The organism is Catellatospora sp. NPDC049133, from assembly GCF_040648455.1.
Lineage (GTDB): Bacteria > Actinomycetota > Actinomycetes > Mycobacteriales > Micromonosporaceae > Catellatospora > Catellatospora aurea.
Map to the genome: position 1 here is coordinate 18,097 of NZ_JBEZDT010000002.1, position 26,611 is coordinate 44,707.

The 26,611-nt window shown below is 73.4% G+C and carries 24 protein-coding genes, 2 pseudogenes and 2 riboswitches; of the genes and pseudogenes, 7 read left to right on the forward strand and 19 right to left on the reverse strand.

What is annotated here, in order from left to right:
* Positions 1–50 precede the first annotated feature (50 nt).
* Entirely contained in the window at positions 51–539 is a 489-nt protein-coding gene (locus AB0B35_RS02365; protein WP_361039714.1) for a hypothetical protein, read from the reverse strand.
* Between the two features lie 350 nt (positions 540–889).
* Between AB0B35_RS02365 and AB0B35_RS02370 the strand changes: the two genes are divergently transcribed.
* From AB0B35_RS02370 to AB0B35_RS02385, 4 genes are all read left to right on the forward strand, one after another.
* Positions 890–3,403, forward strand: coding sequence for a nitrate- and nitrite sensing domain-containing protein (locus AB0B35_RS02370; RefSeq protein ID WP_361039716.1), 2,514 nt, complete (start codon positions 890–892; stop codon positions 3,401–3,403).
* The gene (locus tag AB0B35_RS02375) at positions 3,400–3,828 is read left to right on the forward strand and encodes a roadblock/LC7 domain-containing protein (RefSeq protein WP_166382903.1); all 429 of its coding nucleotides are present in this window, start codon (positions 3,400–3,402) and stop codon (positions 3,826–3,828) included. The genes AB0B35_RS02370 and AB0B35_RS02375 overlap by 4 nt, the downstream gene beginning before the upstream one ends.
* Positions 3,822–4,796 (forward strand): TAXI family TRAP transporter solute-binding subunit, encoded by a 975-nt coding sequence (locus AB0B35_RS02380; protein ID WP_361039718.1) that lies wholly within the window; start codon positions 3,822–3,824, stop codon positions 4,794–4,796. The genes AB0B35_RS02375 and AB0B35_RS02380 overlap by 7 nt, the downstream gene beginning before the upstream one ends.
* A gap of 78 nt (positions 4,797–4,874) precedes the next feature.
* Positions 4,875–5,405, forward strand: coding sequence for a DUF6790 family protein (locus tag AB0B35_RS02385; protein ID WP_361039721.1), 531 nt, complete (start codon positions 4,875–4,877; stop codon positions 5,403–5,405).
* A 175-nt stretch (positions 5,406–5,580) separates the two neighbouring features.
* Here AB0B35_RS02385 and AB0B35_RS02390 read toward each other — a convergent pair whose 3' ends face one another.
* From AB0B35_RS02390 to AB0B35_RS02455, 14 genes and pseudogenes are all read right to left on the reverse strand, one after another.
* Positions 5,581–5,916, reverse strand: coding sequence for a (2Fe-2S) ferredoxin domain-containing protein (locus AB0B35_RS02390; RefSeq protein ID WP_361039723.1), 336 nt, complete (start codon positions 5,914–5,916; stop codon positions 5,581–5,583).
* Positions 5,913–6,638: a CbtA family protein gene (locus tag AB0B35_RS02395; RefSeq protein WP_361039725.1), complete on the reverse strand. Its 726-nt coding sequence runs from the start codon at positions 6,636–6,638 to the stop codon at positions 5,913–5,915. The genes AB0B35_RS02390 and AB0B35_RS02395 overlap by 4 nt, the downstream gene beginning before the upstream one ends.
* An 11-nt stretch (positions 6,639–6,649) precedes the next feature.
* The gene (locus AB0B35_RS02400; protein ID WP_144125036.1) at positions 6,650–6,889 is read right to left on the reverse strand and encodes a CbtB-domain containing protein; all 240 of its coding nucleotides are present in this window, start codon (positions 6,887–6,889) and stop codon (positions 6,650–6,652) included.
* Positions 6,890–6,919: 30 nt separating this feature from the next.
* Positions 6,920–7,116, reverse strand: a riboswitch (cobalamin riboswitch).
* A 67-nt stretch (positions 7,117–7,183) separates the two neighbouring features.
* Positions 7,184–8,080 (reverse strand): annotated as a pseudogene (locus AB0B35_RS02405) (sirohydrochlorin chelatase); the annotation flags it as partial.
* 92 nt (positions 8,081–8,172) lie between these two features.
* A pseudogene (locus AB0B35_RS02410) lies at positions 8,173–8,766 on the reverse strand (precorrin-8X methylmutase); the annotation flags it as partial.
* Positions 8,763–8,972 (reverse strand): 4Fe-4S binding protein, encoded by a 210-nt coding sequence (locus tag AB0B35_RS02415; protein WP_360522698.1) that lies wholly within the window; start codon positions 8,970–8,972, stop codon positions 8,763–8,765. The pseudogene AB0B35_RS02410 and the gene AB0B35_RS02415, both read right to left, overlap by 4 nt.
* Positions 8,957–10,678 carry a precorrin-3B C(17)-methyltransferase gene (gene cobJ / locus AB0B35_RS02420; RefSeq protein WP_361039728.1) on the reverse strand — a complete coding sequence of 574 codons (1,722 nt, stop codon included), beginning with the start codon at positions 10,676–10,678 and terminating at the stop codon, positions 8,957–8,959. The genes AB0B35_RS02415 and cobJ overlap by 16 nt, the downstream gene beginning before the upstream one ends.
* Positions 10,675–12,066: a precorrin-6y C5,15-methyltransferase (decarboxylating) subunit CbiE gene (cbiE, locus tag AB0B35_RS02425; RefSeq protein WP_361040258.1), complete on the reverse strand. Its 1,392-nt coding sequence runs from the start codon at positions 12,064–12,066 to the stop codon at positions 10,675–10,677. Before cbiE ends, cobJ begins: the two co-directional genes overlap by 4 nt.
* The gene (locus AB0B35_RS02430) at positions 12,059–13,219 is read right to left on the reverse strand and encodes a cobalt-precorrin-5B (C(1))-methyltransferase (protein WP_361039730.1); all 1,161 of its coding nucleotides are present in this window, start codon (positions 13,217–13,219) and stop codon (positions 12,059–12,061) included. Before AB0B35_RS02430 ends, cbiE begins: the two co-directional genes overlap by 8 nt.
* 196 nt (positions 13,220–13,415) lie before the next feature.
* Positions 13,416–14,213, reverse strand: a complete 798-nt coding sequence (gene cobM / locus AB0B35_RS02435; protein WP_361039733.1) for a precorrin-4 C(11)-methyltransferase — start codon at positions 14,211–14,213, stop codon at positions 13,416–13,418.
* A complete protein-coding gene (gene cobI, locus AB0B35_RS02440) occupies positions 14,210–14,935 on the reverse strand; it encodes a precorrin-2 C(20)-methyltransferase (protein ID WP_361039736.1) in 726 nt (241 codons plus the stop codon). Before cobI ends, cobM begins: the two co-directional genes overlap by 4 nt.
* Positions 14,926–16,329: a cobyrinate a,c-diamide synthase gene (locus tag AB0B35_RS02445; protein WP_361039739.1), complete on the reverse strand. Its 1,404-nt coding sequence runs from the start codon at positions 16,327–16,329 to the stop codon at positions 14,926–14,928. Before AB0B35_RS02445 ends, cobI begins: the two co-directional genes overlap by 10 nt.
* Positions 16,330–16,360: 31 nt before the next feature.
* On the reverse strand, positions 16,361–16,975 hold the full coding sequence (gene cobO, locus AB0B35_RS02450) for a cob(I)yrinic acid a,c-diamide adenosyltransferase (RefSeq protein ID WP_361039742.1): 615 nt from the start codon (positions 16,973–16,975) through the stop codon (positions 16,361–16,363).
* A 22-nt stretch (positions 16,976–16,997) separates the two neighbouring features.
* Positions 16,998–19,181, reverse strand: a complete 2,184-nt coding sequence (locus tag AB0B35_RS02455) for a putative cobaltochelatase (protein WP_361039744.1) — start codon at positions 19,179–19,181, stop codon at positions 16,998–17,000.
* Between the two features lie 83 nt (positions 19,182–19,264).
* Positions 19,265–19,427: riboswitch (cobalamin riboswitch) on the reverse strand.
* Between the two features lie 219 nt (positions 19,428–19,646).
* Between AB0B35_RS02455 and AB0B35_RS02460 the strand changes: the two genes are divergently transcribed.
* The 3 genes from AB0B35_RS02460 (at position 19,647) to AB0B35_RS02470 (ending at position 24,212) form a co-directional block, all read left to right on the forward strand.
* The gene (locus AB0B35_RS02460) at positions 19,647–21,080 is read left to right on the forward strand and encodes a trypsin-like serine protease (RefSeq protein WP_361039747.1); all 1,434 of its coding nucleotides are present in this window, start codon (positions 19,647–19,649) and stop codon (positions 21,078–21,080) included.
* 145 nt (positions 21,081–21,225) lie between these two features.
* Positions 21,226–23,124, forward strand: a complete 1,899-nt coding sequence (locus AB0B35_RS02465; RefSeq protein WP_361040261.1) for a M14 family zinc carboxypeptidase — start codon at positions 21,226–21,228, stop codon at positions 23,122–23,124.
* 167 nt (positions 23,125–23,291) lie between these two features.
* Positions 23,292–24,212, forward strand: a complete 921-nt coding sequence (locus tag AB0B35_RS02470; protein WP_361039750.1) for a GNAT family N-acetyltransferase — start codon at positions 23,292–23,294, stop codon at positions 24,210–24,212.
* A gap of 9 nt (positions 24,213–24,221) precedes the next feature.
* Here AB0B35_RS02470 and AB0B35_RS02475 read toward each other — a convergent pair whose 3' ends face one another.
* The 4 genes from AB0B35_RS02475 to AB0B35_RS02490 are packed head-to-tail and all read right to left on the reverse strand — an operon-like array spanning position 24,222 to position 26,597.
* Positions 24,222–25,052 carry a DUF6585 family protein gene (locus AB0B35_RS02475; RefSeq protein WP_361039753.1) on the reverse strand — a complete coding sequence of 277 codons (831 nt, stop codon included), beginning with the start codon at positions 25,050–25,052 and terminating at the stop codon, positions 24,222–24,224.
* A 1-nt stretch (position 25,053) separates the two neighbouring features.
* On the reverse strand, positions 25,054–25,410 hold the full coding sequence (locus AB0B35_RS02480; RefSeq protein ID WP_361039755.1) for a hypothetical protein: 357 nt from the start codon (positions 25,408–25,410) through the stop codon (positions 25,054–25,056).
* A 17-nt stretch (positions 25,411–25,427) separates the two neighbouring features.
* Positions 25,428–26,228: a DUF6585 family protein gene (locus AB0B35_RS02485; protein ID WP_361039758.1), complete on the reverse strand. Its 801-nt coding sequence runs from the start codon at positions 26,226–26,228 to the stop codon at positions 25,428–25,430.
* 30 nt (positions 26,229–26,258) lie between these two features.
* Complete coding sequence (locus AB0B35_RS02490; RefSeq protein WP_361039761.1) at positions 26,259–26,597, reverse strand: hypothetical protein; 339 nt, start codon at positions 26,595–26,597, stop codon at positions 26,259–26,261.
* Positions 26,598–26,611 lie beyond the last annotated feature (14 nt).

Here is a 26,611-nt window from a genome sequence, read left to right on the forward strand (position 1 = left end):
CGCCCGGGGTCGCGCCGGTTGGCAGTGAGCTCACAGCGGCGGCCGGACGGTCACCACTGGTACATGTCGCCGTTCTCGTCGAGCATGAACCAGGCCCCGTCCATGCCCTGGCCGTTGGCGTCACCCGGCCTGTCGGTGCCGAACCGGTAGAGCGGCAGGTCGCGGTAGGTGGTCTGCATGGTCCCGTCGGGCCGGACGTGGGTGGACAGCAGGAAGCCGTCGACACCCTCCCCGTTGACCGCGTCGCCGATCATCGGCGGCCAGGTCACCGCGCACTTGTCCAGGCACGCGCTCTTGCCCTTGGCGTCGCGGAGGAAGACGTAGAGCGTGCGGCCCTCCTGATCGACCAGAGCCTTGCGGCCGCCCACGTTGGCGATCCGCACCGCGGCCCGGGCGGCCGACGGGGAGGCCGCCACCGGAGCGGCGACCGCGCCCGTGGCCTTCGCGTCCCCGGCGGACGGGGTGGCACTCTCGGCACAGGCCCCGAGAGCGCCTGCGGTGATCACGGCGGCGAGCAGAGCGAATCGGCGTACGAACATTGGTGCCACCCCGTCAGCGGATCCGACATTGTCACAAAGCGTAATGACCAGGTGACTTCGCCATTGGCGAAACGCGCCAGAACACGCCCATCCGGAGGATATGAATCCAATTCGGATGTAACTAAGTTGAACCTGCAACGACAGCCGACAAACCCTGTCGAGGGCTGAACGTGTCGTTGTGTGACACCTATGTGTCCATCCGGTGGACGTTTCGGGGGTTGTGGTGAAGGTTGTTGCCCGTAACTCTCATGGGAGTCCCACCGAACAGTCGAGAGGCACAGGCGATGGCAGTCACCGGCGGCGGAGCACCGCCGTGGGCACCTCAATACGTCCAGGAAGCCGATGTTCCGATGGCCACGGCACGGCGCCGTCCCCGTCGTTCCATCGGCTTCCGCCTGCTGCTGCCCATCGCCGTGGCCACGATCGGCATCGGCGTGCTGGGCTGGGTGCAGACGTCGTCGGCCCTGGACGCCGCGCGTGAGGCCGAGTCCTCCGGTGCGGTGGCCCAGGCGCTGACCGCCACGGTCAAGCTGAACCACCAGCTCGAACAGGAGCTGTCGGAGACCGAGGCGCTGCTGCAGCGCGGCGGCAAGGCTGGCGAGCTGCTGCTCACCGCGCAGCGGCGGCGCACCGACGAGGCGGTGGCCCGCTACTGGGCCACGGTGCCCGTCGCCACGCAGGTCGCGCCGGAGATCCGCGAGCTGGTCGACCAGGCCGACGCCGCGTTGGCCGAGCTGCCCCGGCTGCGTGAGCTGGCCCAGTTCCCGCCCGAGGGCCAGCCGGCGGTGAAGACCTCCCCGGAGGCCGTCTACGACGAGCTGACCCACAGCATGTTCGCGGTCGGCGAGGCGCTGGCCGCCGCACCCGCCGACGCGCGGCTCAGCGCGCTGACCGAGACGGTCGCGGCGCTGAACGCGGTCGAGCACCACTCCGCCGAGCAGCGCGGGCTGCTGCGCACCGTCTTCGCCCGGGGCCGGTTCGAGCACGGCGAGCTGGCCGAGCTCGGCGAGCTGCACGGCGCCGAAACCGAACGGGTCGCGCAGTTCGAACGGGTGGCCGGTCCGCAGCTGGCGGCCCGCTACCGCGAGGTCGTCCGCGGCGCCGACGTGGACAAGGCCCGCGCGCTGCTCGCGGGAGCGCTCACCGCCGACAGCGCCCCCGCGGGCCTGGAGGTCGACCCGGACACGTGGTTCATCGCCAAGTCCAACGCGCTGCGCCGGCTCTACCTGTTCGAGCTGGAGGTCATCGACGCGCTGGAGGCCGAGGCCGCCCGGCAGCACACCGCTGCCGAGCAGGACGCGCTGGCCAGTGGTGGCGCGTCCGCCCTGATCATCCTGATCTCGCTGGGTGTGGCGGTGCTGCTGTCCGTACGCACCAGCCGCGGCCTGCGCCGGTTGAGCCGGTCCGCGATGGACATCGCCAGTGGCGAGCTGCCCGCCGCGATCGCCGAGGTCTCCTCCGCGCCCGGCGTCGACACGGTGCGCCGCCTGGTGCGCGCCTCCAACGAACAGGCGGAGAAGGCGCTGGCCGGCCCCAACGACGAGATCGGCGAGGTCGGCGCGGCACTGGCCAACCTGCACCAGCAGGCGCTGCGCCTGGCCGCCGACCAGGCCATGCTGCGCCACGACATCTCGCAGATGTTCGTGAACCTGTCCCGCCGCGGCCAGACCCTGGTGCAGCGCCAGCTGCACCTGATCGACGAGTTCGAGCGCAGCGAGACCGACCCGCAGTCGCTGGCCAAGCTGTTCGCGCTGGACCACCTCGCCGCCCGCATGCGCCGCAACGAGGAGAACCTGCTGGTGCTGGCCGGTGGCGAGCCGGGCCGCCGCTTCGTCAACGCCGAGCTGCTGGTCGACGTCGTGCACGCGGCCGCCGCGGAGATCGACCAGTACGCCCGGGTGGAGACCAACTCCATCGCGGACCTGTGCGTCGTGGCGCACGCCGTCGGCGACGTCGTGCACCTGCTGGCCGAGCTGCTGGAGAACGCGACCGACTTCTCCCCGCCGAACAGCCGTGTGCTGGTCACCACCCGGCGCGGGGTGGACGGTCTCACCATCAACATCTTCGACGCCGGCATCGGCATGCCGCCCGGGCAGCTGCAGGAGATCAACGAGCGGCTGATCCGGCCGTCCATGCTGACCAGCGAGCTGGCCCGCACCATGGGCCTGCTGGTGGTCGCCCGGATCGCCGCCCGCCGCGGGATCACGGTGCAACTGCGCAGCAGCCCCGGTGGGGGTACCGTGGCGCTGGTGCTGCTGCCGACCGCTCTGCTCGCCCCGTCGCACAGCGCGGTGAGCAGGCTGACGGTCCCGTCCAACGGCTCCCTGCCCGACGGCGAGACCCTGCGCACCCGGCGGCCCGGCGCCCGTCCGGCCGGCGCCCCGGTGTCCGCACGACCACCCATCCCCGCACCACCGTCCATTCCCGCACCACCGTCCATTCCCGCAGCACCGTCCATTCCCGCAGCACCGTCCATGCCCGCAGCACCGTCCATGCCCGTCCCGACCGTCCAGCCGTCCGCCGTCCAGTCCTCTGCCGTCCAGTCCCCCACCCCGTCCACGCCCGCCGCCGCCTTCGCGGTGGCCGCCGACGCGCCGACCCAGGTGATCCCTGAGGTCCGGCAGGCACCCGACCGTCCCCAGCTCCTGCCCTCCGGCCTGCCCCAGCGCCGCCCCGGCAACCTCTCGACGCCAGGCGACGCAGCCACCACCCCCTCCCGGACCAACAGCTCCGGACTGCTGGACCCCGAAGCGGTCCGCGCCCGGCTGTCCGGTCTGGCCGGCGGTATCGCGGCCGCTCACCGCGAACTGGCTCGTGAGCAGCGCCTGTCAGCCCCGCCAGCAACGAAGGAAAGCACTCGATGACTCAGAACCCCGCGCAGCTCGCCGGCGCCGACGAGGTCGGCGGCCTCGACTGGCTGCTGACCTCCTTCGCCCAACGGATTGCCGACGTCACCTACGTGCTGGCCGTCTCTGTGGACGGCCTGACGATCGCCCACTCGGACGGGCTTCGTCAGGACCTGTCGGACCAGCTCTCTGCCATCACGAGCGGGATGGCCAGCCTCACCATCGGTGCGGCGCGCTGCCTGAGCAGCGGCCAGGTGCGCCAGACCGTGGTGGACATGGACGAGGGCGTGCTCCTGATCATGGCGGTCCGCGACCGCGCGTTCCTCGCCGTGGTGGCCGCGCCCGGCTGCGACCTCGGCCAGATCGGCTACGAGACGGCGCTGCTGGCGCACCGGGTCGCGTACGCCCTGGAGCCGGAGGCGCGGGTGGACGGCCAGTGGTGAGGCGCCGCCGGCTGGCCCTGCTGCTCTGCGTGCTGCTCGGGCCGGCGCTCGCCGCCTGCTCGGCGGACGCCGAAGAGGCCGCACCGGCCTGGCACGGCGGCACCCTGACCATCGGCACCGGCCCCACCAACGGGGTGTTCAACCAGGTGGGTGGCGGTTACGCCGATCTGATCAACCGCCACCTGCCCGGCTACGAGGCGCTCGCCCCGCCGACCAACGGCGCGGGCGACAACCTGCAGCGGCTGGCCATCGACGACGTGCAGATCGCGTTCACCTTCGCCGACGTGGCCGCGGACGCCGCCGCGGGCAAAGGCCTGTTCGAGGGCAAGCCGGTGCAGTTCCGGGCGCTGGCCCGGATCTTCAACGGCCAGACCCACCTCGTCGTGCGCCGCAACGCGGACATCAAGTCGATCACCGACCTGCGCGGCAAGAAGGTCGGCACCGGCCCGCAGAACTCCGGCAGCGAGGAGGTCGCCGTCCGGCTGCTGACCGTCGCCGGGCTGGACCTCAAGCGCGACATCACCCAGGTCTCGGCGTCGCTGTCGCAGATGACATCCTCCATGCGGTCCGGCGACCTGGACGCCATGTTCTACTCGGCGGGCCTGCCGACCACCGGCATCCAGGGCCTGTTCGACCAGTCCCCGGGCGTGTTCACCCTGGTCCCGCTCGACAAGCTGGGCCAGGCCATCAGCAAGGCGCATCCCGACATCTACGCCCCCGGCAGCATCCCGAAAGGCATGTACGGCCTGGCCGCCGAGGTGGACACGATCGCGGTGCCGAACCTGATCGTGGTGCCGGTCGACATGCCCGACGACGTCGCCTACCGGCTCACCCAGCTGCTCTTCGACCACCAGTCGGAGCTGGCCGCGGTGCACCCCGAGGGCGGCAACTTCAGCCGGGACATCGCACCGCTGGTGTCGCCGTTGGAACTGCACCCCGGCGCGCGGCGATTCTACGGAGTGTCCTGAGCCGCCGGGACGGATTCGCAGGACCAGCCCACCTCCGGGCGGCCCCGGCGTAACGTCGGAGCCGCCCGGAGGTGTGTGATGCCGTTCTTCGCTGCCATCTGGTTCACCGTCGTCGTCGGCTGGTTGATCCACGTCGCCGTGGACAAACATCCCGCCCGCCGCAGCAAACAAAGGGTCGTCGAACTCGCCCTGCTCTGGATCATGGTGGTCGGCGCGGGGATCTGGGGCCTGCTCGGCGGGCTCAGCCACATCGGCCCGACGTCCGGCGACACCGCCGAGCAGATCGGCTACACGCAGTCGATGTTCCAGTGGGAGGTCGGCTGGGGCGACATCGCGGTGGCCGTACTGGCGATCGGCTGCGCCTGGCGGCGGCTGCGCGGCACCTGGCTGACCGCCGCGGTGACCGCGCTGGCCATCTCCTTCTGGGGCGACGCCTGGGGTCACTTCAACCAGTGGGTCTTCCACGACAACCACGCGCCGGCCAACGTCTGGGCGCTGCCGTCGGACATCCTGATGCCCCTGTTCGCGATCATCCTGCTGGTCATGTACCGCCGCGGCGCCCCCGCCCAGTCCTTCGAGCAGGCCGCGGCCGTGACCACTCGCCCCTGACGGACGGTATCCGACCCACCGCCGCGCCCGGCCCGTGCGGCCGAGCGGGGCGGGTCGCGCACCAAGGTCATTCGACTTGCCAGGCACATGGGCGAATACGGCCTCAAGATACGCACAGGTGCCTGGCAAGTCGGACGATCAAGGACCCCGGACGATCAAGGACGCCGGAGTGCCGTCAGGTCTGGCCGGGCGCCTCGATGACGTACGGGATGAGGGCGACCGGGAGGTCGGCGGAGCCGGGGCCGCCCGCGGCCGCCCAGGAGGCGACGTACTCGACCGTCGCCTCGTCGAGGATGCCGCCCAGCCACACCGGACGGCCGCCGTCGCGGCGACCCGACGGGCGCGGGTGCACGACCATCACGTTCGAGTGCTCGCAGACGTCCAGGCACTGCGCGATGCGCACCCGTACGCCCGCCTTCTCCAGTTGCCGCAGCTGACCATCGTGATCGGTGTCGGGGTGCTTGGCGGTGCCGCAACAGCAGTCACGGCACACCGTCACCCTGGCCTTCACGCGGCCGCCCGCACGGCGGCGGTGTTCGCGACCGCACCGGCCCGCAGCCCGGCCAGCCCGAATCCGACGCCGATCCCGGCCCACAGCACCACCGAGGCCAGCAGCGACAGCAACCGGAACGACCACAGCAGATCGGCCGGCGTGCTGATCGGATCACCCGACGACGGCAGCGCGAACAGCAGGGCGAGCCCCACCAGCACCACCCCCACCGGCGCCAGCTGACGCAGCGGCAGCGCCGCCCCGCGCTCGGCGAGCCGGCCTGCCAGCAGACCTGCCGCGCTGACCGTGGCCAGCCCGATCGCGATCGCGGCCAGCCAGGTCACGGTCCGCGCCTGCTGCGTCGCCTCGCTGCCCACCCCTGGCGGGTTCGTCGGGTATCGCAGGAACGGCAGGAACGCCACGCCCAGGAAACCCGCCCCGGCCAGGCGCAGTGCCCGGCCCCACGGGTCGGCCCCCGGGTCACGGCGGTGCAGCACCGCGTACACCAGGCCGAACAGCAGCCCGATCGCCATCCCGGCCAGGATCACCGAGACCAGCATGCCGACGTGCTGCGTGTCGCGGCTGAACAGCTCCGCGCCGTGGCCTTCACCGGCGTTGGCGTGTTCGAGGGCGATCGCCCGGTCGATGACCGGCTCGGCGAGCACCAGCGACACCACGGCAGAGAGGGCCCCGGCGCACGCACCGGCCAGCCCGCCCCGCCCCATCAGCGAGAGCAGGGACATGTCCGCCCCGCTCAGTGGCAGTTGGCGGCGAACAGGTGCCGCCCGTCGTGGGACAGCTCGTGCAGGTAGTTGGCGCTACGGGAGAGTTCCCCGTACACCGGGGACAGCAGCGCGCCCTGGTCCAGGAACACCGCGTAGAGGATGAACAGCGCCACCGCGACGAGCACTCCGGCGATGACCTGATCCCGCAGCCGCCCCGCGATTCCGGCCGTCTCCTGCGACGGCACCGCGGGCGTCGACAACGCACCCATGACAAAACCTCCTCCTCGGGGTTCACCGCCCCGAACTGGACAACGACGGGTCAGTGTCCTGACTCCCGGGTGGATGGAACTTCGTCGCGCTTGCCGCGCCTTCCAGCCGCTGCGGCGGCCGTGGCTCGTGCGGGGCGCTCCCCGGTCACAGTGGCGGGACCGTCCCGGATTCTCACCGGGTTCCTGCGCACCGTCGTCTGATGTGAACTTGTTGCCCTCACCATGCCAGCAACGCTCGCCGGCCGTCAAACCTCCTCAGGGGTGACGTCGGTGAATATCCGCATGGAGCGGTGCGTGATCGTGGGTGTGCGGGTGATCGTGACCGTGACTGTGCCCCGAGTCACCCGGGTGGTGGTGCGGGGTCTGCGGCAGCCCGACCCGGTCCTCGAAGCCCGGCAGGCTGACCCGGTACACACAGGAGTCGCAGTTCATCCGGATGTCGCCGGCCAGGGCCTCGCCGTAGCGTTCGATCACCAGGTCGGCCAGGGCGTCGGTGTCGCCGAGCACGTCCGCGCTCCGCACGTGCACGTCGGGGCGGCCCATGGCCCAGGCCGTGGCCTGCTCCGCCACCCGGCGCGGCAGCACCCCGGTGAAGAGGAAGTACGGCAGCACCACGATCCGCCGCGCGCCCAGCGCCGCGCAGCGGTCCAGGCCCGCGGGCACGCCGGGGGCCGCGAGCGAGATGAAGGCGTACTCCACCCCGGCCACCCCGGTCGTCTCGGCCAGCAGCCGGGCGGCCCGCGCGACCTCGGCGTTCGCGTCGGGGTCCGTCGAGCCCCGGCCGACCAGCAGCACCGTACTGCCCTGATCGGCTCCCGCCTGGTCCAGCCGCTCCCGCAGCAGGGCGAGCACCGTGGGGTGCGCGCCGAGCGGGCGGCCGTACGCCACCGCCAGGCCGGGATGCCGCAGCTGCTCGCGGGCCAGTGCCGCGGGGATGTCACCCTTCGCGTGCCCCGCCGCGACCAGCATCAGCGGTACGGCGGCCAGCCGGCGGTGCCCGCCCGCGACGAGCTCTGCCACCGCCTCGCCCAGCGGAGGCGGGGACAGCTCGATGAAGCCGCCGCCGACGGTCACGCCGCGCGGGGCGAGACGTTTGCCGACCCGTTCGGTGAACGCGCGGAACTGCTCGGCGCCGTCCGCGTCGGACGTGCCGTGCCCGGCGATGAGCAGCGCGGGCGGGGTGGTGGTCACAGTCTCTCCTCCAAGGATGTTCGGGGTGCTCCGGATGCCGGGACCGGCTCCCGGCGGGGCTCGGGGTGCTCCCGCGCGGGCAAGGGATCGCCGTAGAGCAGGGCGTTGACGGCCGCGGCGGCGACCGCCGATCCGCCGCGCGCGCTGACGTTGGACAGTTGCGGCAGCCCGGACGCGCGCAGCGCGGCCTTCGACTCGGCCGCGCCCACGTAGCCCACGGGCAGGCCGACCACCAGCGCCGGGACGACCTGCCCGGCCGCGGCCAGCCGCAGCAGTTCGAACAGGGCGGTCGGGGCGTTGCCGACGGCCCATACCGCGCCCGTGGGGTGTTCGGCCGCAGCCAGCCGCACCGCCGCCGCCGAGCGGGTGACGCCCTGGGCCGCGGCCAGCTCCGCCGCCCGCGCCGAGCCGACCAGGCAGCGCGACGGGTAGCGGGTGATCCCCGCGCCGACCATGGTCACGTCCACGACCAGGGGCGCGCCCGCCGCCAGCGCCGCCGCCCCGGCGGCCAGCGCCGACTCGTCCAGCACCAGATCGCCGACCCAGCCTGGGTCGGCTGTGGTGTGCACGATGCGCTCGGCCACGTCCCGGCTGTGCCGGGGCAGCCCGGAGGTGTCCACGGCCGCCCGCAGGATGCGGTAGGACTCCGCCTCGATCGGATGCACCGTCCTGGCAACGGTCGTCATCGCGCCTCCCGCTCGACCAGGGTCACCGCGTCGACCGGGCACACCTCGACGCACTCGCCGCAGCCTGTGCACAGGTCGGGCCGGGCGTACAGCCGGGCCGGGCCCGTCCCGCCGATCGGCCGGATCGCGTGCGTCGGGCAGGTCAGCAGGCACGCGCCGCACCCCTGGCAGCCGTCGAAGCGCACCGGGCTCACCGCGCCATCCACGCGTACCCCCGCGGGGTGACCATGCGCCCGGCGACCGTACGGGTCGTGCTGGCCCCGACGATCACCACCGTGTTCATGTCCACCTCGGCCGGATCGATCGCGTCGAGGGTGGTCAGCGCGATCCGCTCGCCGGCCCGGGACGCGTCGCGGACCAGCCCGATCGGCGTGTCCGGCGGCCGGTGTGCGCCCAGGATCGCCAGCGCTGCCGGGAGCTGCCGGGTACGCCGCGCGCTGCGCGGGTTGTACAGGCAGACCACGAGGTCCGCATGGGCCGCCGCCTCCAGCCGCCGCTCGATCACCTCCCAGGGGGTGTGCAGGTCCGACAGCGACAGGTACACATGGTCGTGCCCCAGCGGCGCGCCCAGCAGCGACGACGCGGCCAGCGCCGCCGTCACTCCCGGCACCGCGGTCACCTCGATGTCGTCCCCGGCGAACTCCAGCGCCGGAGACGCCATCGCGTACACGCCCGCGTCGCCGGAGCCGATCAGCGCCACCGCGTGCCCCTGCCGCGCCAGCTCGACGGCCGAACGCGCGCGCTCCTCCTCCGCGCCCAGTCCCGAGTCGACGATCCGGGTGCCGGGTCGCAGCAGGTGCCGGACCTGGTCCACGTACTGGTCGAGGCCGACGACGATCGAGGACGCGCGCAGCCGCTCCGTCGCGCGGGGAGTGCGCAGGTCCGCCGCGCCGGGACCGAGGCCGATCACCGCGAGCCGGCCCATCGGCACCAGCCGGGCCACCGCCACGGTCGCCATCGCCGACGCCGTCTTGCCCGCCACCAGCTCCGCCCCGCGGCCCCGGGCACCGGCGGCCAGCAGCGCCGCCGCCTCGGCCACGCTCGGCGTGCCCACAGCGGCCCGGACCACCTCGGACGGATTCGGCACGGTCACCTGCGCCAGCGCCGCCGCAGGGAAGGTCACCAGCGGTAGGCCCCGGCCTGCCGCGTAGGCCAGCAGCCCGGCCTCGTCGGCCTTCACGTCGGCGGTCGCCACCGCGCACACCGACTCCCCCGCCAGCCCCGCGTCCGCGAGCACCCGCGCGACCAGATCGGCGATCTCGCCGCCGGACACGCCCCGGCTCGCCCCGATCCCGAGCACCAGCGACGGCGGACGCAGCACCAGCACCGACCGGTCCGCGGCAGGCGCCACCAGGCGGTCGGTGATCAGCACCGTCCGCGTCGCCCCGGGGTGGTCACCGAGGTTCGCGGACAGCGCCGGCAGCGGCCACACCTGGTCGGACCGCAGGTGCACGGGCTCCCCGTCGAGCAGCGCTCGCGACACCGGCGCGACGGCGTCCGGGTTCGCGACGGCGAACCCGAGCGTGTCCAGGCCGGGCAGCCCGGCGGCGTCGGTGCCCGTGGTCACCACAGGCGACGCCCCCAGCACCTCGGACACGCGCGCGGCCAGCGCATTCGCTCCACCGCCATGCCCTCCGAGCAGCGCCACGGCCCACCGCCCCGCCTCGTCCACGCACACCACACCCGGCTGCGTGTGCTTGCCGTCCGAGTCGGTGGTGAGCAGGGGGGCGAGCAGGCGCACGGTGGCGCCGGTGGCGAGGAAGGCGACGATCGCGTCGGAGCCGGACCAGGCTTGGGTGAGCTGGTCGCGGACGGTTCCCTCGTGGACGGTGCACTCGCCCGGCCACGCGGCGGCCAGCCGCGTCGCGGCTTCGCGACCGGCGGCGGTGGCCCAGATCAGGCCGATGGTCATGGCAACTCCCCGGAGACGACGAAGACGGGATTGGTCGCGGCGAGCCGGTGACTGCCGCCGGGCAGCGGGCTCAGGCGCGAGGCCTGAAGCTGTACGCCCTCCGTCCGGTAACCGGCGTCGCCGAGCACGCCCAGCACCGGGCCGACGCGTTCGAGCCCGGCCAGCGCGGTCACGATCCGGGCCGGCCGCCGCGCGACGCACGCCGCGAGCACGGGCGGGCCGCCGCCGCCGACGAAGACCGCGTCGGGCTCGGGCAGCCCGGCCAGGCAGTCGGGCGCGCCGCCGCCGACGAGGCGTACGCCGAGACCGGCCGTGTTGGCGGTGATCAGGGGCAGGGCCGCCGGGTCGCGTTCGACGGCGAGCACCGCCGCGCCGAACCGGGCGCACTCGGCGGCGACCGAGCCGGACCCGGCTCCCACGTCCCAGACCAGATCACCGAGGCGCGGGCCGAGCCGGGCGAGCACGTACGCGCGTACCTCCGCCTTGGTGATCATCGAGTCGCGGTGGGCGTAGGCGGCTTCGGGCAGCGCCCACCCGGCGGGCCCGGGGCCTGCCCCGGCGATCCAACCGGGCCGTGGACCGAGCTGCGGCCGGTCCGGGTCCAGCACGAGCACGACGTTGGGGTCGGCCCAGGTCCCCGCGGCCGCGTCCGCCGCCTCGACGGTGACCAGCCGCTCCTGCGCCGTACCCAGCCGCTCCGCGACCACCAGCGTGCGCGGCCACCCGGCCAGGGCCGCGCCCAGCTCGGCCGGACCGCCGCCGGGCGCGGTCAGCACCGCCACCTTCGGGTACGCCCGGCAGACGTTGACCGCCCGCCGCAGCCCGCCGGCGGGTGATGATCCGTTTTTGTGGACGCCCGCTGCCCCTATCGGGGCGTCCTCCAGCGTCCACAAAAACGGATCATCGCGCAGCGCGGAGGCGGCAGCGGCGCCGTCGCGGCCATGCGCCGACACGACGAGCGCGTCGTCCCAGGGCAGGCCCGCACGGGCGAACGCGGCCGCGACGCTGGACACCGCCGGGATCACCACCGGCTCGACCCCGGCCCGGCGCAGCGCCGCGACGATGCCGAAGAACCCCGGATCGCCACTGGCCAGCACCACCGCCTCGCCGTCATGCGCCGCCACCCGCGCCACCACCGGCGCGACCGGTCCCATGACCAGGCACTCCGCGGCCACGTCCAGCCCGGACAGATGCCGCGCACCCCCGGCGACCAGCGTCGCCCGCGCCAGCGCCGCACCGGCGGCCGCGCTCAGCCCACCGCCGTCGTGACCCACGACCGTCACCCGCCGCATGTCGCCGACCCCGGGATCTGCTCGGCGGTCGCCGGCCGGCGAACACCGCCCACCCGAGCGGCGTGCCCGGCCGGACGCCGCCCACCCGTCATCCAGCGCATGAGACCCACTCCGGCCTGGTCGCCGCCACGACCGTCCTGCCCGTGAAGTCCACCATCGCGACCTCGGCCCGCAGCGCGCCCTTGCCGAACCGCACCAGCACATCACGCACCCGCCCGCACAGCACGTCACCGGCCGCGCGCAGCAGCCCCGCCGCCTCCCACAGCTCGTACGCATGCCTGGCCGTGTTCGCCCCGTCGACCTGCTCGGCCAGCTCCGCCGACCCGCCCACCGCCGTCGTGACCTGCCCCAGCAGCACGGTGTCCACCGCCGACCGGGTGTAGTGCGTCATCAGCACCCCGGCGGCGAGTTTGGTCAGCTTGCCGGCCATGCCGACGAACACCACCCCGGTCATGCCCCGCTCGGCAGCCGTCCGCAGCGCAGCCCCGGTGAAGTCGCCGACCTCGACGAAGCACACCTCGGGCAGGTCCGGCAGCAGCGCCATCGCACCCGCCTCGGTGCGCCCGCCGGTGCACAGCACGATCGTCTGCTCGCCCTGCGCGGCGGCGACCTGCACGGCCTGCATCACGCTGGCCCGCCACGAGGCGGTGGAGAACGGCCGCACGATGCCGGTGGTGCCCAGGATCGAGATGCCGCCGAGGATGCCCAGCCGTCGGTTGGTCGTCTTGCGGGCCATGCGCTCGCCGTCCGGCACGGAGATCACGACCTCGATCCCGCGTCCCCCGGCGGCCTCCGCCACCGCCTGGGTGATCATCTGACGCGGCACCGGGTTGATCGCCGGCCCGCCCACGTCCAGCCCCAGACCCGGCCTGGTCACCGTGCCGACGCCGTCCCCGCCGCGCAGAGCCACGCCCGCGCCGTCCTGCCACCGCACGGTCGCTGTCAGCCGCGCTCCGTGCGTCACGTCCGGGTCGTCACCCGCGTCCTTCACCACGACGGCACGAGCCACGTCACCGTCCAGCACCGACTCCGCTACAGCGAAGGTGACCCGCCGTCCCGACGGCAGCGCCACCTCGACCCACCGCGGGGGAACGCCGCCGACCAGCAATTCCGTGGCCGCCTTCGCAGCCGCGGACGCGCAGGTCCCGGTTGTCCACCCGGTCCGCAGCGCCGTCGGGCGATCTTTCGCGGTCCGGGGGAGATCGGGTTCCCGCAGCTCCGGCACATCTGTTCCCGTCTCGGCGGCCACGCGGCGGGTCCGGCCACGGGAAGCCGGCCCTGCGCCGGGCGACTTCCTCGGCAGCTCCGCTCCGTGCCGGTTCGTCGCGGCAGGAACGCCGGCCGCGCCCGGGGCGGCCGGCTCAGCCACCGCAGGAACGCCGGCCGTACCCGGGGTGGGCGGCTCAGCCACCGCAGGAACGTCGGGTTCGCCCGGGGCGGGCGGCTCAGTCACGGCTTGCTCGCAGGGCGGCGCGGGCGGCCGGGTCGGCCCGGCGGAAGCCGTGGAAGTGGCCGGGGTGGTAGAGGTGGCTGCGCGTGCCGCCCGCCTCGCCGAGCGCCGGCCCGACCAGGAACAGCGTGTGCTTCCAGAGCTTGTGCTCCTTGACCGCCGCCTCCAGGGTGCCGACCGTGCAACGCACGATCAGCTCCTCCGGCCAGGTCACCCGGTAGGCCACCACCACGGGCGTTTCCGCGGCGTACCCGCCCGCCAGCAGCTCATCCGCGAGCTGCCCGGACCGGGCCGCGGACAGGAACACCGCCATCGTCGCGCCGTGCGCGGCGAACGCGCGGACCGACTCCCGCTCCGGCATCGGAGTCTTGCCGCCCTCCAGCCGGGTCAGCACCACCGACTGCGCCACCTCCGGCACGGTCAGCTCCCGCTGCACCGCCGCGGCGGCCGCCGTGAACGACGACACCCCAGGGATCACCTCGGTCGGCAGGCCCAGCTCGCGGCACGCGTCGAGCTGCTCGCCGAGCGCGCCCCACAGCGCCGGGTCGCCGGAGTGGATCCGCGCGACGACCAGGTCGCGCTCGGCGGCCTCGCGGTACAGGTCGAGCGTCTGCTCCAGGGTCAGCGCCGCCGAGTCCACGATCCGCGCCCCCGGCCGGGCGTGCCCGAGCACGTCCGGGTGGACCAGGCTGGCCGCCCAGACCACCACGTCGGCGGCGGCGATCGCGGCCGCGCCACGCAGGGTGAGCAGGTCGGCCGCACCGGGCCCGGCTCCGATGAAGACGACCTTCACAGCTTTCCTCCTCGTGCGTCCCGGCGGCCCGGCACCAGCACCGCCGACAGGTACGGCGCCTCGACCGCCTCGGCCAGCGGGGCCACGCTCTCCCCCGGCAGCCCCAGCCGGGTGCCCAGCACCGCCTCGTCCAGCCGCCCGGCCTCCTTCACCGCGCTGACCACGTCCGCCAGGTGGCGGCCGCCCTTGTACGCGACCACCGTCCCGTCCTGCGCGTACGCCAGGGCGGCCGGCAGTGCCGTCGCGCCCCGGGCCAACGGCACCAGCACCAGTGGCTCCATGCCCTCGGCGAGCGGTACCCCGGCCGCGGCGGCGAGCGCCTGCATCGCGGTGATCCCGGGTGCGGTCTGCACGGCCACCTCGGGCAGCAGGGCGCGGACGGTCGCGGCGAGATAGCCGAAGGTCGAGTACACGTTGGGGTCGCCGATGGTGGCGAACGCGGCGGTGCCGCCGGTCTCGCGCAACCAGTCGGCGACGCGCTCACCGGCGGCGTCCCAGTGGGACTCGCGACGGCGCGCGTCGTCGCGCTCGTTGAGGGCGAACACCAGCCGCTCGACGCGGTCGTGGCCGGCGTGCGCGCGTACCGTCGCCTCGGCCCGGCCCTGCTCGGCCACGTCCATCACGGGCACGAACACCCGGCCGGCCTCGCGCAGCAGCCGCACCGCCTGCAGCGTCACCAGTTCCGGGTCACCGGGACCGACCCCCACCCCGATCAGGCGCATGCGGCACGCACCATCCGGCGCGCGAAGTCCGGGTGCCCCGCCCAGTGCAGGTGCAGGTACGACGCGTGCACCCCGCCCTGGACGAAGCCCTCGGCGGACCGGCCGCGCCACGCCCACGCGGGCGACGGCCCGGCCTCAGGGGTCACGGCGGTGCGGTGGAACTCGTGCCCGGTGACCCGGGTGCCCGCGTCGGCGAGCACGCTGCCGGACACCGCGACCGCGTCGCGGTAACCCAGGGTGAGCCGCTCGGTCATCACCGCCGCGGCGTCGAGCACCCCGCACATCTCGCGCCCGTCCAGCGACCTGGCCAGCCACAGCAGCCCGGCGCACTCGGCGGCCACCGGCGCGTTCGCGACGGCGAGTGCCCGTACCGCGTCGCGCAGCGGCTTGTTGGCGGCCAGCTCGTCGCCGTACACCTCGGGGAAGCCGCCGCCGACCACCAGCCCGGCGGTGCCCCGCGGCAGCGCCTCGTCGCGCAGCGGGTCGACGTGCACGACCTCGGCCCCGGCCGCGCGCAGCAGCTCGGCCTGCTCGGCGTAGCCGAAGGTGAACGCGGGCCCGCCCGCGACCGCGATCACGGGCCGGTCCCCGGCTGCCTCAGCCGACGGTCCGTCCGCTTCGAGCCCGGCCTGCCGGACTCCGGCCGCCTCGGCCGCTGCCCGAACGGCCTCGGCCGCCGACCACGGCGTCACCGCCAGTGGCGGCGCGCTGTGCGCCACCGCCAGCACCTCACCGAGGTCCACCCCATCCTCGACCAGCGCGCCCATGGCCCGCACCGCGTCCACCGCCGCGCCGCTGCGCTCGGCGGCCGGCACCAGCCCGAGGTGCCGGGACGGCACCGCGACCGCACCGGCGCGCCGCAGCACGCCGAGCACCGGCGTGCCGACCTCCTCGCAGGCCTCGCGCAGGATCTGCTCGTGGCGATCCGAGCCGACCCGGTTGAGCACCACCCCGGCCAGCCGCACCGAGCCGAACGAGCGGAACCCGTGCAGCAGCGCGGCGACCGACCGGCCTTGGCCGGTCGCGTCCACCACGAACACCACCGGCGCGTCCAGCAGCCGCGCCACGTGCGCGGTCGAGCCGAAGTCGCCCTCCCCCGACCGGCCGTCGTACAGGCCCATCACGCCCTCGACGACCGCCACCTGCGCACCGGTGGCCCCGTGCGCGAACAGCGGCGCGACCAGGTCCTCGCCGACCAGCGACGGGTCCAGGTTGCGGCCGGGCCGCCCGCAGGCCAGCGAGTGGTAGGTCGGGTCGATGTAGTCCGGGCCGACCTTGAACCCGGCCGCGGTCATGCCGCGCGCCGTCAACGCCGCCAGCAGCCCCGTCGCCACGGTCGTCTTGCCATGCCCCGACGCCGCCGCGGCCACCACGATCCGAGGTGTGTTCACCATGAACTGTCCGTTCGCGACTGCGGGGCTCGCTTCACCATTCGATCCCCGCCTGGCCCTTGCGTCCCGCGTCCATCGGGTGCTTCACCTTGCCCATCTCGGTGACCAGGTCGGCCAGTTCCAGCAACGGCGGCGCGGCGTACCGGCCGGTGATCACGACATGCTGGGAGCCGGGGCGGGTGCGCAGGGTCTCGACCACGTCGGCGGTGTCCACCCAGCCCCAGTGCATCGGGTAGGTGAACTCGTCGAGCACGTAGAAGCCGTACCGCTGCGCCAGCAGGTCGCGCTTGACCTGGGCCCAGCCTTCGGCCGCCTCGGCGGCGTGGTCGCGCTCGTCGCCGGGCCGGGCCAGCCACGACCAGCCCTCGCCCATCTTGTGCCAGGTCACCGACGCGCCTGTGCCGGACTCGTCGTGCGCGCGGCCCAGCGCCCGGAACGCGGCCTCCTCGCCGACCCGCCACTTGGGACTCTTCACGAACTGGAAGACCGCGATCGGCCAGCCCACGTTCCAGGCCCGCAGCGCCATGCCGAACGCCGCCGTCGACTTGCCCTTGCCGATCCCGGTGTGCACGGCCAGCACCGGGGACCTCCGGCGCTGCCGCGTGGTGAGCCCGTCGTCGGGCACGGTCTCCGGCTTGCCCTGCGGCATCAGCGGCCTCCACTCGTCTGCGTCATGCCGCCCTCCGGCGGTCCCGGCGGGCCACCCCGGCCAGCCCTTGCGCGGTCACCTCGGCCAGCGGCACATGCTCCGCGCCGAGCCGCACCGCCAGGCGGGCGGCGAGTCCGAGCCGCACCACCCCCGACTCGCAGTCCACGACCACGGCCGACACCCCGGTCGCGGCGAGCCCGCCCGCGATGCGCATGGCCTCGCCGACCGGGTCGGGTCCCGCAGTGGCCCGGCCGTCGGTCACCAGCACCAGCAGCGCGCGCCGGTGCGGGTCGCGCAGCCGCTCGACCCGCAGCGTGTGCGCCGCCCGGCGCAGTCCCGCGGCCAGCGGGGTACGCCCGCCCGTGGGCAGCTCGCGCAGCCGCGCCGCGCCGGCCTCCACGCTGGACGTCGGCGGCAGCGCCAGCTCCGCCTCGCTGCCCCGGAAGGTGACCAGGCCGACCTTGTCACGCCGCTGGTACGCGTCGAGCAGCAGCGACAGCACCGCGCCCTTCACCGCGCCCATGCGCTGCCGGGCCGCCATCGACCCGGAGGCGTCCACGCAGAACAGCACCAGGTTCGACTCGCGCCCCTGCCGCACCGGCTCGCGCAGGTCGGCCGCGACCAGCCGCAGCGGGCCGCCGGGGGTCCGGCCCCGGGCGTGCTGCCGCCCGGCCGCCGCCCGCACGGTCGCCGCCAGGTGCAGCGCGGCCAGGGTGCCGCCGGGCACCCGCGCGCCGACGGTCCGACCCATCCGGGTGTACGCGGGTGAGCGCCGCCCCGCCGCACCCTCCCCCACTCCCTGCACCGCGAACAGCCGCGCCCGCCGTGGCGTCGCCGCCTCGGCGTGCTGCTGCCCCGCCGACGCGTAACGCCCCTCGTCGGCCCCGTCCCGCTGCCGGGTGTCCCCCTGCGGCACCGGCCGCGGCGGCGTGCCGCCCTCGTCCGGGGCCGCACCGCGGGGCCCGCCCGGCCGCGGACCGCCGTCCGGACCGTCGTCGTCCGGGCCACCGTCGGGCCCGTCGTCCGGACCGGAGCCGTCCGGCCCGTCACCGTCCAGGTCGGCGTCACCGTCGAGATCGGCCTTCGGGGCGCCCTCGCCGCCCGCCGCACGGTCCTGGTCGCCGGGAGCACCTGGGCCGTCGTGGGAGCCGTCGGGTTCAGCCGGCGGGGGTGCGCTGTTCAACGCGTCCTCCAGGGCCTGCTCGTCGAGGTCCGGGGCGTCGAACGGGTCGCGCCGGCGGCGGTGCGGCAGCGCCAGCCGGGCCGCGTCCCGCACGTCCTGCTCGGTGACCCGGCCGCGGCCGTGCCAGGCGGCCAGGGCCAGCGCGGCGCGGGCCACCACCAGGTCGGCCCGCAGCCCGTCCACCTCGAACGCGGCGCACACGTGGGCGATGCGGGTCAACTCCGCGTCAGGCAGTTCCACCGTGGGCAGCCGCCGCCGGGCGGTGTCGATGCGCTCGGCCAGCTCGGCGTCCGCCTCGGCCCACCGCGCCGCGAACCCGGCCGGGTCGGCCTCGTACGCCAGCCTCCGCCGCACCACCTCGACCCGCTCCTTCGGCTCACGCGGGGCGCGCACCTGCACCGCCAGCCCGAACCGGTCGAGCAGCTGCGGGCGCAGCTCGCCCTCCTCCGGGTTCATGGTCCCCACCAGCAGGAACCGGGCGGCGTGGCGCACCGAGACGCCGTCGCGCTCCACGTACGCCTCGCCCATCGCGGCGGCGTCGAGCAGCAGATCCACCAGGTGGTCGTGGAGCAGGTTCACCTCGTCGACGTAGAGCACGCCGCGGTGCGCCCCGGCCAGCAGGCCCGGCGAGTACGCGGCCTGCCCGGCGGTCAGCGCCCGTTCCAGGTCCAGCGCGCCGACCAGCCGGTCCTCGGTCGCCCCGACGGGCAGCTCGATCAGCCTGGCGCGCCGGACAATGACCCCCTGACCGGCGGTCTTACCGGCGCTGTGCGGCCCGTCCGGGCACGCGCCGTACGGCGACGCCGGGTCGCAGCCGAACCGGCATCCGGCGACGACCTCGACCTGCGGCAGCAGCCCGGCCAGGGAACGGACCACGGTGGACTTGGCGGTGCCCTTCTCGCCGCGCACCAGCACCCCGCCGATGGCGGGCGAGACGGCGTTGAGCAGTAGGGCGAGCCTGAGGTCGGCGAGGCCGACGACGGCGGAGAACGGGTACAGCGGGGTCAAAGCCCGCTCAGGCACGAGCCCATGCGCGAGTCCTCTCCGCGGGTTTCCTCGCCCGCGAAATCCGGTGAAGTGACGCCGTGCGGCGTCGTGAGCGGCCGGAGTGTCCTGGCTCCCGGATCGACGCTTCCCCTCGGCCTTCCAACCGTGTCAACGGCCGTGGCCTGGTGCCGAAACGGCGCGCGTCGTGAGACGGAGCCGCTCGGGAGGGGTCGCTCCCCGGTGACAGTGGCGGGACCGCCCCGGACTCGCACCGGGTTCCTCCACTGCCGCTCACCGGCCATCGTGACGGACGCGGTGCGCCGCGTCAAAGCGGGTCGCCCGTACGGAGGCATGTGTCACGCCCCGGCGGGCCCGACATCAGCACGTAACAATTAACTTCGATATTGCTATGTATCGTTGTCTTCCGCTAGCTTCCAGGGAAACTCTCCGGCGATCCGGCGCCAGAAGCGCTCGGCGCCGGGTGGACCTTGGGAGGATCCTGTGCGGAATTCACTACGAACGGCGCTGCGCGCCGGCGCCATCGCGCTGGCCGGCGCCATGCTCGCCCTGGGCTCGGCCGCCGTCCCGGCGCAGGCCGCGCCGAGCCCGGACGGCACGATCACGCCTCAGGTCGTCGGCGGGACCCGGGCCGCGCAGGGCGAGTTCCCGTGGATGGTGCGCCTGTCCATGGGCTGCGGCGGCGCGATGTACACCCAGAGCCTGGTGCTGACCGCCGCCCACTGCGTCGGCGCGACCGGCAACAACACCTCGATCACGGCCACCTGGGGCGTCGTCGACCTGCAGGACCCGACCCGCACCACCCGCACCTCGAACTACGTGTACCGCGCCCCGGGCTACAACGGCACCGGCAAGGACTGGGCGCTGATCCGCCTGTCCAGCCCGATCACCACGGCCCCGCTGCTGAAGATCGCCACGGACACGTCGCTGCACAGCGGCAACTTCGACGTGATGGGCTGGGGCGCGGCCACCGAGGGCGGCGGCCAGCAGCGTTACCTGCTCAAGGCGCAGGTCCCGTTCATCACCGACACGCAGTGCCAGAGCGCCGGCGGCGACTACTCCGGCCTGGTCTTCAACGAGGAGATCTGCGCGGGCAACTGGAGCTCCGGCGGCGTCGACACGTGCCAGGGCGACTCCGGCGGCCCGATGGTCAAGAAGAACGCCTCCAACGAGTGGATCCAGGTCGGCATCGTGAGCTGGGGCATCGGCTGCGCCCGCCCGCAGAACCCGGGCGTGTACACCGAGGTCCGCTACTTCGCGACCGACATCTACAACGCGGCGGTCTCCCTCGGCGGGGCCCCGGGCGGCGTCTCCGTCACCGGCCCCGGCAACCAGTCGACCGTCGTCGGCACCGCCGTCACCCTGAACAGCACCGCCTCGGGCGGCACCGCGCCGTACAGCTGGTCGGCCAGCGGCCTGCCGGCCGGCACCTCGATCAGCGCCTCGACCGGCCAGATCACCGGCACGCCGACCACCGCGGGCACCTACACCGTGACCGTCACCGCGACCGACAGCGCGAGCAAGACCGGCACGGCCTCGTTCACCTGGACGGTCAACCCGGTCGGCAGCTGCGCCGCGGCCACCAACGGCACCGACGTGAGCATCCCGGACAACAACAGCACCGGGGTGTACAGCAACATCACGATCTCCGGCTGCACGGGCAACGCCGGTTCGTCGTCCAAGGTAGAGGTGCACATCGTGCACACGTACAAGGGTGACCTGATCGTGGACCTCGTCGCACCGGACGGCTCGGTGTACAACCTGCACAACCGGTCGGGCGGCAGCACCGACAACATCGACACCATCTACACGGTGAACCTGTCCTCCGAGGTCAAGAACGGCACCTGGCGCCTGCGCGCCCGCGACGCCGCCTCGATCGACACCGGCTACATCAACTCCTGGACGCTCACCCTCTGAGTCCGTCGCACCATCCCCGGGCCCGGCTCCGCGACCAGCGGAGCCGGGCCTGCTCCCGACCCGCCTCCACCGACCCCCTCGGAGGTAACCCGTGCGCAGACTCGCGCTCGTCCTCACCACCCTGGTCACCGGCGTGGCCCTCACCGTGCCCGGCCCGGCCGGTGGCGCGCCCGCCGACGACTTCACCCTCGCCGGCTCCCAGCAGTACCTGGTCACCGGCCCGCAGACCTTCGCCGACCGCGACGCGGTCGCCCGCACCGGAGCGGCGATCGACCTGATCGAGCACGGCAAGATCTACATCACCGCGAACACGACCGAGGCCGACCGCATCCGCCGCCTGGGCTTCGGCCTGGAGCTGCTGCCCCCGCCGTCCTCGCGGGTCACCGGGCCGAACGCGGTCCCGCTCGACTTCCCGTCGGCCGACGGCGGCTTCCACAACTACGCCGAGATGAACACCGAGATCAACCAGATCGTCGCCGACCACCCGACGCTGGTCCGCAAGTCCGTCATCGGCACCTCGTACGAGGGCCGCCAGATCGTCGCGCTGAAGATCTCCGACAACGTCGCCACCGACGAGAACGAGCCCGAGATCCTGTTCAACGCGCACCTGCACGCCCGCGAGCACCTCACCGTCGAGATGGCGCTCTACCTGGCCAACCTGTTCACCGACGCGTACGCCACCGACAGCCGGGTCAAGGCCGTGGTCGACTCGCGCGAGATCTGGATCGTGCCGGACCTCAACCCCGACGGCGGCGAGTACGACATCGCCACCGGCTCCTACCGCTCCTGGCGCAAGAACCGCCAGCCGAACTCGGGCAGCTCGGCGGTCGGCACCGACATCAACCGCAACTTCGGCTACAAGTGGGGCTGCTGCGGCGGCTCCTCGGGCAGCCCGTCGTCGGAGACCTACCGCGGCCCGTCGGCGTTCTCCACCCCTGAGGCGTCGGTGCTGCGCGACTTCGTGCTGTCCCGCCGCGTCGGCGGTGTGCAGCAGATCAAGGCGAACATCGACTTCCACACGTACGGCGAGCTGATCCTGTGGCCGTTCGGGTACACCACCGCCGACACCGTGAACCCGGGCATGACCACCGACGAGCGCAACACGTTCGCCACCATCGGCCAGCAGATGGCGGCGACCAACTCCTACACCCCCGAACAGGGCAGCGACCTGTACGTCACCGACGGCGACATCACCGACTGGCTCTGGGGCGACCAGCGCATCTGGACGTACACCTTCGAGATGTACCCGAAGTCGTCCAGCCCTGGCTTCTACCCGCCGGACGAGGTCATCGCGGCGCAGACCTCCCGCAACAAGAGCGCCGTGCTGCTGCTGTCCGAGTACGCCGACTGCCCGTACCGGGCCATCAACAAGCAGGCCCAGTACTGCACCGCGGCGAACGACTTCTCGATCGCGGCCTCGCCCGCCTTCGGCTCGGTCAACCCGGGCGGCTCGCTGACCTCGACCATCAGCACCGCGGTCACCAACGGCGTCGCGCAGACCGTGAACCTGACCGCGAGCGGCCTGCCCGCGGGCGCGACAGCCACGTTCAGCCCGGCCTCGGTCACCGCCGGCGGATCGTCGACGCTGACGATCGCCACCAGCGCGTCGACCCCGGCGGGCAGCTACGCGGTCACGGTGATCGGCACGGGCAGCGGGGCCACCCGGACCGTCAGCTACACCCTGACCGTGAACGGCGCGCCCGGCTGCACCGGCGCCAATCCGAACGACGTGACCATCGTCGACGTGGCCACGGTGTACAGCGACATCACCATCGCGGGCTGCAACCGCAACGCGTCGTCGACGTCGACGGCCGAGGTGCACATCGTGCACACGTACAAGGGCGACCTGGTGGTGTCGCTGCTCGCACCGGACGGCAGCGCGTACACGCTGCACAACCGGTCGGGCGGCAGCACCGACAACATCGACACCACCTACACCGTGAACCTGTCCACCGAGGCGGCCAACGGCACCTGGCGGCTGCGGGTGCAGGACGCGGCCTCCGGTGACGTCGGCTACGTCAACACCTGGACGCTGACCCTGTAGAGACCCCCTGTGCTCATGGGCGGTCCGCTTACGCGGCCTTAATCGGTGTCATCCCGGAGCGCAGCGCAGGGATGACACCGAGCGGCCCCGACACAGACCCCCGGTGGCGCCCGCAACGGCGCGGGCGCCACCGGTAATTCGCTTGCCGCCCCTGCTAGACAGGGACCGTGACGAGTGAGCTGCTGATCCGCGAGATGACCATCGAGGACGTGCCGGAGCAGGCGCGCATCCGCTACGCCGCCTTCCCGTGGTTCATCTCCAGCGTGGCGCAGCAGGAGGTGTGGTGGCGCACCAGCCGCCCCGAGGCCCGGCTGCTGCGGCTGCTGGCTGCGCGCGACGGGCAGGTCGTGGGCTGTGCCGTCGGCGGGTTCAACATCTCCACCGCCGAGCCGGGCGCGAGCTACCTGCAGGTAGAGGTACATCCCGAGCATCGCGGCCGGGGCGTGGGCACCGCGCTGCACGACCGCGTCGAGGAGCACCTGCGCGCCATCGGTGCCCGCCGGGTGCGCACCTTCGCCACCGACGACGCCGCCGACCAGCACTGGGCCGAGGCACGTGGTTACACGCGGGGCGCCCACGACCGCTACGCCCGGCTGGACACCGCCCACCTGCCGCCCGTGCCGCCCCTGCCGTCCGGCGTGACGGCGGTCAGCCTCCGCGAGGCCGGCCCGCAGGCGGTGTACGACCTGGACCAGGCCGCCTCCGTCGACGAGCCCGGCGACATGTCCTTCGACGGCATCCCGTTCGACACCTGGCTGGCCCGCTACTGGAACAGCCCCGACCAGCAGCTCGACGTCGGCACGATGGTGCTCGTCGACGGGGTGCCCGCCAGCGCCACGTTCATGGAGGCCAACCTCGAACTCGGCAAGGGCATCTCCACCGGCACCTGCACGCTGCGCGAGTACCGCGGCCGGGGCCTGGCGAAGATCGCCAAGGCGGTCGCCCTGCACCGGGCCGCGCAGGCGGGCATCCACACCGCGATCACCTGCAACGACTACACCAACGCGCCGATGATCGCGGTCAACGACTGGCTCGGCTATCAGCCCTTCGCCAGCGAGCACTCCTACCTCAAGCAGCTCGGCGGCTGACGGTCGACGTTACCGGCCGACGCCGCGCAGTTTAGCGAGGATCGCCTCGACCATCAGCACGAACGTGTACCCGTTCGCCATCAGGCCGAAGTTCACCCGCGCGCCCCGCGGCTCGCCCTGCGGGTCCACCAGCGACAGGTAACTCTGGTCGACGTGGTCGATCTCGACGCCGCCGATGTCCGACCAGGGCGTCAGAAAGCCTTGGAAGGCCACGCCGTCGTCGGTGATCGTCAGATCGCCGAAGGTGACCGGGTTGCCCTTGTCGAAGTACGCCATCGCCTTGGGCAGCTGCGCCTGCGCCACGCGTGCTGTCAGCAGCGGGCCGAACCGCGCCATGTCGACGTGCACCTGCCAGATCTCCATCCGGCGGCCGTCGACCATGGCGATCCGGATGCCGTAGGGCGTCCTGCTGCTGACCTCCGCGGTGAAGACGGCCAGGTTGGCGAACAGCGCCTGCACCTCGTCCCAGCGGTACGCCTCCGTGCCGCTGCGGCGGGCCCACACCCAGCCGTGCTCGAACACGTGCACCCGGAACTGCCGGGCCCGTTTCGACACCGCCGGGCTGCGCAGCAGCACCCACAGGAAGCCCAGCAGGCAGGGCGTGGCGAGTGACCAGAGGATGATGGCGGCGATCCAGACCGCCGGGTCGCCGACGATCGCGCCCCAGGTCGCGCCACCGGCGAGCACCCCGAACAGCACCGCGAACATGCCCGAGGCGAGCAGCAGCGGCTTGGGGGTGACCGCCGGGTAGCTCTCGCGGTGCTCACCGAGGTTGCGCATCGAGGCCGCGACGGTGACGTCCGGGGCGAGCCCGAGCGCGGATTCCACCAGCAAAGTCATGTCAGCCCACCCGCATCCACGCCGCCGCGGCCTCGATCTGCGCCTGATCCTTCTTGTTCTCCCGCGAGCCCGCCACCAGGAATCCACCCGCGGCCAGCACGAACAACCCGCCGAACCCGCCCAGGACGACGAGCAGGACCGGACGGCGCGCCTCCTGCTCGGCCTTGACCTCGTCGTACGTGTGATAGGTCTTGCGGCCGTCCTCGGCCACCTCTAGGCACACGTCACCCGGCCGCATCGCCTTGCCGTCGCAGCTCACCCCGCCACCGGAGCTGAACGCGGCGACGACGAAGAAGACCACGCCGATCACGGCCAGCACGGACGCGCCGATGACGACACCGGTCTTGGGCTTTACCATGGCTCTCCTCCCCCGAATCAGGCGATCTTCTTGAAGATGGTCTGCATCATGAGCAGGAACGTCATCGCGTTGGGGATCTGGCCGATCGCCGTCTGCGGGGACACCCGCTTGCCCTGCTCGTCGACGAGGCCCACCAGGCCGAACTCGACCTTGACGCCGCCGAGCTGCGACCACGGCACGAGCTTGCCCTTGCGGGTGGCCACGCCGTCGTCGGTCACCGTGAAGTCGCCGAAGCCCACCGGGTTGCCCTGGTCGAAGTAGGCCATCGCCCGGGGCAGCTGGGTCTGCGCCACCGCCTGCTGGAGCAGGGGGCCGAAGCGCGCCATGTCGGTGGCGAAGTTGCGCATGCTGACCTGCCGGCCGTCGTGGAACGTGATCCGGTAGTGGTAGGCGGTCTGGCGGATGCCGCCGCTGGTGTTCTCGGCGACCGACGCGTACAGCGCCTGCACCTCGTCCCAGCGGTAGACCTCGATGCCCTTGCGGCGCACCCGCACCCAGCCCTGGTCGAACACGTGCACCTGGAGCCGCCGCGCCTTGGCCGACACGAGCGGGCTGCGCAGCAGCACCACCAGGAAGCCGAGCGCGTTGACCACCGCGAGCACGATGAACGGCATCGCCATGGCCAGCGGGCCGTCCTCGTACAGCGTCGGCGAGCCGTTGGCGGCCAGCACCATGATCACGGACAGCGCCACCCACAGCAGCAGGAGCACGCCCAGGCCGATCAGCGGCATCTTCGGCGTCTGCGCCGGATAGCTCACCCCGGGGTTGCCCAGCCCGCGCGACGCCGCCGCCACGGCCACGTCTGCGGGCACGGTCACAGTGCCCGGCTTGGCGTTCACCGACATGGGTCAGACCGCCCTCGTCCACGCCTCGGCGGCGGCCGACTCCTCGTGCTGCCGCCTGCGGTTGCGGGCGCCGAACACGAGCGTGCCGGCCGCGCCGAGCAGGAACACCGCGCCGATGCCACCGAAGAGCAGGCCCTGGCGCTGCTGGCCCTCCTGCACCTCCTGGTAGGTGAGCCAGCGGGTGCCGGAGTCGGTGGACTCGATGCACTTGTCCGCAGGACCCATGGTGTCCGGGCCGCACTTGACGCTGGTGGACAGCCAGACCGCGAGGCCGATGCCCAGGAGCCCGATGACCCCGAACACCACGGCGTTCGCGATCGGATTCGAGCCGGATTTGGCCACGACGATCACTCCCC

Coding starts and splice junctions, on each gene's coding strand:
- AB0B35_RS02365 (WP_361039714.1), bottom strand. CDS start 539: ATGTTCGTACGCCGATTCGCTCTGCTCGCCGCCGTGATCACCGCAGGC.
- AB0B35_RS02370 (WP_361039716.1), top strand. CDS start 890: ATGGCCACGGCACGGCGCCGTCCCCGTCGTTCCATCGGCTTCCGCCTG.
- AB0B35_RS02375 (WP_166382903.1), top strand. CDS start 3,400: ATGACTCAGAACCCCGCGCAGCTCGCCGGCGCCGACGAGGTCGGCGGC.
- AB0B35_RS02385 (WP_361039721.1), top strand. CDS start 4,875: ATGCCGTTCTTCGCTGCCATCTGGTTCACCGTCGTCGTCGGCTGGTTG.
- AB0B35_RS02395 (WP_361039725.1), bottom strand. CDS start 6,638: ATGTCCCTGCTCTCGCTGATGGGGCGGGGCGGGCTGGCCGGTGCGTGC.
- AB0B35_RS02400 (WP_144125036.1), bottom strand. CDS start 6,889: ATGGGTGCGTTGTCGACGCCCGCGGTGCCGTCGCAGGAGACGGCCGGA.
- cobJ (WP_361039728.1), bottom strand. CDS start 10,678: ATGACCATCGGCCTGATCTGGGCCACCGCCGCCGGTCGCGAAGCCGCG.
- cobI (WP_361039736.1), bottom strand. CDS start 14,935: ATGCGCCTGATCGGGGTGGGGGTCGGTCCCGGTGACCCGGAACTGGTG.
- AB0B35_RS02445 (WP_361039739.1), bottom strand. CDS start 16,329: ATGGTGAACACACCTCGGATCGTGGTGGCCGCGGCGGCGTCGGGGCAT.
- cobO (WP_361039742.1), bottom strand. CDS start 16,975: ATGCCGCAGGGCAAGCCGGAGACCGTGCCCGACGACGGGCTCACCACG.
- AB0B35_RS02475 (WP_361039753.1), bottom strand. CDS start 25,052: ATGACTTTGCTGGTGGAATCCGCGCTCGGGCTCGCCCCGGACGTCACC.
- AB0B35_RS02480 (WP_361039755.1), bottom strand. CDS start 25,410: ATGGTAAAGCCCAAGACCGGTGTCGTCATCGGCGCGTCCGTGCTGGCC.